This window comes from Novosphingobium sp. (genome assembly GCF_049240505.1).
Taxonomy (GTDB): Bacteria; Pseudomonadota; Alphaproteobacteria; order Sphingomonadales; family Sphingomonadaceae; genus Novosphingobium.
Genome location: NZ_JBMLSM010000155.1, coordinates 1 through 5,930, shown reverse-complemented (window position 1 = coordinate 5,930; position 5,930 = coordinate 1). Strand labels below are relative to the sequence as shown.

The following is a 5,930-nucleotide window of genomic DNA, read 5'->3' as shown; positions in this document are numbered from 1 at the left end:
AGCGGCCTCTGCGGCCGACGCGGCCAGCGCAGCAGCGCTTCGACCGAAACGATCCTGCCGCTCTGCGCATCGACGATGGGTTGGTAGAATACGTCGAACTCGCCCCGGCTCAGGCCTGACCCGATCTGCGCTTCGATCTCCAACCGGCGCAGACGGCCCTCGTCGAACCCTGCGTCATAGATCGCGACCTTGCCCTTGCCCTGCGTCTTGACGTGATACATCGCCATATCTGCACGGCGCAGCAGTTCGCGCGGGCGGCCATCCGTATCGATATTGGCCGCAACGCCAATGGAACCACCCACCTGCAGCACATGCCGGTCCACCAGCACCGGCAGCGCGATCTCTTCCAGCATCGCGTGCGCCAGCCGCAGTGCGGCGTCTTGCGCATCGGATGTTTCCAGCAGGACGGCAAATTCGTCGCCCCCCACTCGCGCCAGTGTGGCCTGCGGCGGGCAATGCTGGCTTAACCGCACGCACACGCTGCGGATCAGCGCATCGCCCGCCTGGTGTCCATGTTCGTCGTTCACCGCCTTGAACCCGTCAAGGTCGATGAAAATCACGGCGAGGCTATCGCGCGGAAGATCACTTCGCGCTTCCAACCGGTCCAGCCGCGCCAGCAGTTCACGCCGGTTGGGCAACCCGCTCAGTGGATCGCTGAAAGCGATGCGGCGGTTTTCCTCGCTCAACTTCTCGGTTTCATGCTGGCGCATCCGCAACGTGCGCTGCGAACGGATCAGTTCTGAAAACGACAGGTTATAGCGATGCGTCACCACCACCATCCCTGCACTGACAAGGCACAGCACCAGCGTTTGCGGCAGAAGATGGCCGCCATCGACCCACGAAAAATAGAACGCGAATGAAAACGTGCTGACCACAGCCACGCGCATTGCCGCCGCGCGCAGCGTCATCAGGCAAAACACCGTGCTGACTTCGGTCAGGCCGAGAAAGAAGGTCACATTGCTGCGGGCATAGGCGTCCGCACCTTCGAACACCCAGATGCACCACGCCTCGAACGCCAGCGTCATCAGCACCGCCAGCCAGCAGGTGCGGCGCAAGCTCTGGACGATATGCGCGTCGGAAAGCTGTTCCGGCTCTGCCTGCTGCCGCCACCAGACCCCGCGCGAAATCGCCAGCGCACAGATAGCCATCGGCGTCAGCAGCGTCTTTACGATCTGCCCCGAATCGAACGATGTGAACGTGATCGCCAGCGCATTGCACACCAGAATCGCATAAAGCAGCGGCATATGCTTGGAAAACGAGCGGAACTGCGCGCGCGTCAACTCCGCGTCGCTGGTATCCAGCCTGAAAAAATCCAGCAGTGCCCGCATCTTGCAGCTTTTCGCCCACCACCCCTTGAGGATTGGTTAAGCGGCGGACCGTGGCCACCTTTCCTGAAGATAGCGCGGAAATGGAGATAGGTATGGCTGCTTATCGAGCCGCCAACCCGGCGATTGCGAATCGCAAAAGGTAGCGCTATCATAACACCTCAATCGCCGTGTGAAGCGGTCGGGCAGAGAGGATGGATTGCGATGTTCCTGGGGCTGGATATCGGCACGAGCGGGGTGAAAGCTGTCATCCTTTCCGAAAGCGGAGAGGTGCTGGCCCAAGCGACCGCAGACCTGGCCGTATCGCGCCCGCAGGCGCTCTGGTCGGAACAGGCCCCGGCTGACTGGGTTGCCGCCACGCATCATGCCGTGCTGGCCATCGATCCCGCCCTTCGCGCTGCGGTTCAGGGCGTTGGCCTTGCCGGGCAAATGCACGGCGCCACGCTGCTGGGTGCAGACGATGCGCCCTTGCGCCCCGCGATCCTGTGGAACGACGGGCGCAGCTTTGCCGAATGTGCCGCGCTGGAGGCCGCGCAGCCGCGCAGCCGCGAAATTACCGGCAACATCATGATGCCCGGCTTCACCGCGCCCAAGCTGGAATGGGTGCGCCGCCACGAACCCGATGTCTTCGCGCAAGTCCGCAGCGTGCTGCTGCCCAAGGACTATGTGCGTCTTGCGCTGACCGGCGAAAAAGCCAGCGACATGTCGGACAGCGCCGGAACGCTGTGGCTCGATGTGGGCCAGCGCCGCTGGTCGGCAGACATGCTCGCCGCCACCGGCCTTGATGAAAGCCACATGCCCCGCCTCTATGAAGGGCCGGAAGTGACCGGCCAGCTTCGCGCCGACGTGGCCAGCGTGTGGGGCATGGGCACGGTGCCCGTGGTGGCTGGCGCGGGCGACAATGCCGCAGGCGCGCTGGGCGTTGGCGTGACCGGCGAAGGGCAGGGAATGCTCTCGCTCGGCACATCCGGCGTAATCTTCGTCGGCAACGATCAGTTCCGCCCCAACCCGGCGCAGGCTGTCCACGCCTTCTGCCACGCCCTGCCCGGCGTGTGGCACCAGATGAGCGTTCACCTTTCCGCCGCATCGTGCATCGATTGGGCGGCAAAGGCGTGCAACGTGCCCGGCCCGGCAGAATTCTTCGCGCTGGCAGAGCAGCATGGCGTGCAAGCGGGAAGCGAACTGTTTCTCCCCTATCTTTCGGGCGAACGCACCCCGCACAACGATCCGCACATCCGCGCCGCCTTCCTCGGCCTCGGCAATGAAAGCGCCACCGGCGCAATGGCCGCCGCCGTGCTCGAAGGCGTGGCCTTTGCTCATGCCGACGGGATCGACGCGCTGCGCAGCGCAGGCACCCGGATCGATGAACTCTGCGTCATCGGCGGCGGATCGCGCTCGGTCCACTGGGGCCGCATCCTTGCCGCCGCGCTGGGTGTGCGCCTCGTCTATCTCGATGGTGGCGAAGTTGGCCCTGCCCTTGGCGCGGCCCGCCTTGCCCAGATCGGCGTAACCGGGGCCAGCGCGGCACAAGTCTGCACCCGTCCACCGGTGCGCGCCGTGATCGAACCCGACGCCGCCCTTGCCGAAGTGCTCACCCCCAAACGTGCCCGTTTCCGCGCCGCCTATGCCGCGCTTGCCGCCATCTAAGGAGTACCATCAAATGTCCGCATCCTATTTCGACGCATTCGATACCGTTCGCTACGAAGGGCCTGAAAGCACCAGCGACCTGGCCTATCGCTGGTACGACAAGGACCGCGTGGTCTTTGGCAAGCGCATGGAAGATTACCTGCGCTTTGCCGTGTGCATGTGGCACACCTTCTGCTGGCCCGGCAGCGATGTGTTCGGCGCAGGCACGTTTGACCGCCCGTGGCTGAACGGCCCGCAGGACGAAAACGCCGCCCGTGCAAAGCGCGAAGCCGCCCTCGCCTTCGTCGAAAAGCTCGACCTGCCGTTCTACTGTTTCCACGATGTCGATGTGATGGCGCCTGCCGAAAGCATCGGCGAATTCCGCGCCAGCTTTGCGCGCGCCGTCGATCATCTTGAGGAACTGCAGGCAAAGCATGGCCGCATGCTGCTGTGGGGCACGGCAAACCTGTTCGGCCACCCGCGCTATCTTGCCGGTGCCGCCACCTCCCCCCGCCCCGAAGTCTACGCATGGGGCGCAAGCCAGGTGCGCGATGCGCTGGAAGCAACCCACCGCCTTGGTGGCGCGAACTATGTGCTGTGGGGTGGCCGCGAAGGCTATGACACGATCCTCAACACCGATCTGGCGGTCGAGCAGGAAAACTTCGGCCGCTTCCTGTCGCTCGTGGTCGAACACAAGCACAAGATCGGTTTCAACGGCACGATCCTGATCGAACCCAAGCCGCACGAACCGACCAAGCACCAGTACGATTTCGATACGCAGACCGTCTTCGGCTTCCTCAAGCGCTTCGGGCTTGAGAACGAGGTCAAGGTCAATATCGAAGCCAATCACGCCACGCTTTCAGGCCACACGTTCGAACACGAAATCGCGATGGCGCGCGCGCTTGGCATCTTCGGTTCAATCGATGCCAATCGCGGCGATCCGCAGAATGGCTGGGATACCGACCAGTTCCCCAACTCGGTCGAGGAACTGACGCTGGCCTGCATCGAAATCGAGCGCGCAGGCGGCTTCACCGACGGCGGCTTCAATTTCGACGCCAAGGTTCGCCGCCAGTCAGTTGACGCGGCAGACCTGTTCCACGGCCACATCGGCGGGGTCGATGTGATCGCCAAGGCGCTCCTGCGCGCCGAAGCGCTCATCAACGATGGCCGCATCGATGCCTTCCGGGCGGAACGCTATGCCGGTTGGCAGGGCGAACTCGGCCAGACCATTGGCACGTCCAGCCTTGCCGAAATCGCTGATCTTGCGGTGGCCCGCGATCTGCGCCCCGCGCCGGTATCGGGCCGTCAGGAATGGCTGGAGAACATGCTCAACCGCTTCTGATTAACCTACCAAAAGTCTTGAAGAGACTACTTCGTCATCCTGAACTTGTTTCAGGATCCATTTCTCGACCCCACCCACAGCGCGCGGAGGAGAGATGGACCCCGGCCTTCGCCGGGGTGACGATGAAGTGCGGAACTGTGCGTCTTTCCCCGCCTGCAGGAAACCACACACCCCGGCGGGCGTTTGGCATCCACGCATCACAGGTCGCCCCCCCTTCGCTTGCAAGCGAAGGCGCGAACGACCATCTGTGATGCGCGACATGCCAAGGGGGAACCATGATAGACAGAAGCAAGGTCGAGCGCGGGGGCTTTATCCTGATGCTCGTGCTGGTGACCGTGGCCCTTGTTCTGGTCGTGGCAAACTTCCTTACCGCACTGCTCTGGGCGGCGCTGGCCGCGCTCATGTTCGATTGGTTGAACCAGCGCCTGCTGGAACGCTGGCCGGGGCGGCGCAGCCTTGCCGCCGGGATGACGCTGCTGATCATCACTTTTGCGGTGATCCTTCCCGCCATGCTGATCGGCACGATGGTGGTGGAGCAGGCCGCAGGCGTCTTTACCCAGATCCAGTCCGGGCAGATCAATTTCGCGCTCTATTTCCAGCAGGTTCACGATGCCCTGCCCACCCGCGTGCAGGATATGCTGGCCAATGCCGGGCTTGGCACGTTCGAACTGGCGCAGAACCGCATTGCGGAATCGCTCAGCAACAGCGCCAGCATGATCACGCAACGCGCGCTGACCATCGGTGCGAACGCCGCCGCTTTCGTGCTGGCCTTCGGCGTCGGGCTTTACGTCACGTTTTTCCTGCTGAAAGACGGCCACATCCTTGGCCCCACGATCATCCGCGCCCTGCCGCTGGAGCACAGCGTGGCGACCCGCATGGTCGAACGCTTCGTCGCCGCCGTGCGCGCGACGTTGAAAGGATCAGTCGTCGTCGCGCTGGTGCAGGGAATGCTCGGCGCGATCACATTTGCCATCGTCGGCCTGCCCGCCGCACTGCTGTGGGGCGCGATCATGGCGATTGCCGCGCTTTTGCCCGCTATCGGCCCGGCTATCGTCTGGGGACCGGTGGCGATCTACCTCTTCGCCACGGGCGCGATCTGGCAGGGCGCAGTCGTTATCGCATCGGGCGTGATCGTGATCGGCCTTGCCGACAACATCCTGCGCCCGATGCTGGTGGGCCGCGACACCGGCATTCCCGATTGGCTGGTGCTGGTCACCACGCTGGGCGGGATCGAACTGATGGGCCTCAGCGGTATCGTGATCGGCCCGGTGGTGGGCGCGCTGTTCATCACCGCGTGGCAGATTCTCACCGAACAGCGATTGGTGCCGAAAGCGCCGGAAGCGGGGTGACCGAATGAGGTGGCGTAATCAATGCCCGCCCCAGCCTTCCATCTGCTCCAGTTCCTTGCCGCGCGTTTCGGGCAGGAACGCCTTGACCAGCCAGAAGCTGATGAATGCGCTGCCGGTATAGAGCACATAGGTTTCCGCCAGCCCCAGCCCGCTCGCCATCGCGGGGAAGCTCTGCACCACGGCGTAGTTCGCACCCCACTGCGCCAGCCCGCACACCGCCAGCGCCGATCCGCGCAACTGGTTGGGGAACATCTCGCCCAGCATGACCCACATCACCGGGCCCCAGCT

At 63.9% G+C, this 5,930-nt stretch carries 5 protein-coding genes; 3 read left to right on the top strand and 2 right to left on the bottom strand.

Annotation, left to right across the window (positions count from 1 at the left end; genetic code table 11):
* On the bottom strand, positions 1–1,328 hold a 1,328-nt coding region (locus ACOVQ0_RS12770; RefSeq protein ID WP_421885019.1), incomplete at its 3' end, for a diguanylate cyclase domain-containing protein.
* Positions 1,329–1,529: 201 nt separating this feature from the next.
* On the opposite strand from ACOVQ0_RS12770, the gene xylB reads away from it, so the two are divergent.
* The 3 genes from xylB (at position 1,530) to ACOVQ0_RS12755 (ending at position 5,642) form a co-directional block, all read left to right on the top strand.
* A complete protein-coding gene (gene xylB / locus ACOVQ0_RS12765) occupies positions 1,530–2,972 on the top strand; it encodes a xylulokinase (RefSeq protein ID WP_421885017.1) in 1,443 nt (480 codons plus the stop codon).
* Between the two features lie 13 nt (positions 2,973–2,985).
* Positions 2,986–4,293 (top strand): xylose isomerase, encoded by a 1,308-nt coding sequence (gene xylA, locus ACOVQ0_RS12760; protein ID WP_421885015.1) that lies wholly within the window; start codon positions 2,986–2,988, stop codon positions 4,291–4,293.
* 275 nt (positions 4,294–4,568) lie between these two features.
* Complete coding sequence (locus ACOVQ0_RS12755) at positions 4,569–5,642, top strand: AI-2E family transporter (RefSeq protein ID WP_421885013.1); 1,074 nt, start codon at positions 4,569–4,571, stop codon at positions 5,640–5,642.
* A gap of 18 nt (positions 5,643–5,660) precedes the next feature.
* On the opposite strand, the gene ACOVQ0_RS12750 is transcribed toward ACOVQ0_RS12755, so the two are convergent.
* Positions 5,661–5,930 (bottom strand): MFS transporter (locus tag ACOVQ0_RS12750; RefSeq protein ID WP_421885011.1); only part of this gene is annotated, 270 nt, incomplete at its 5' end.

Excerpts from the sequence above, each read along its gene's own strand:
- xylB (WP_421885017.1), top strand. The coding sequence starts at position 1,530 with ATGTTCCTGGGGCTGGATATCGGCACGAGCGGGGTGAAAGCTGTCATC.
- xylA (WP_421885015.1), top strand. The coding sequence starts at position 2,986 with ATGTCCGCATCCTATTTCGACGCATTCGATACCGTTCGCTACGAAGGG.
- ACOVQ0_RS12755 (WP_421885013.1), top strand. The coding sequence starts at position 4,569 with ATGATAGACAGAAGCAAGGTCGAGCGCGGGGGCTTTATCCTGATGCTC.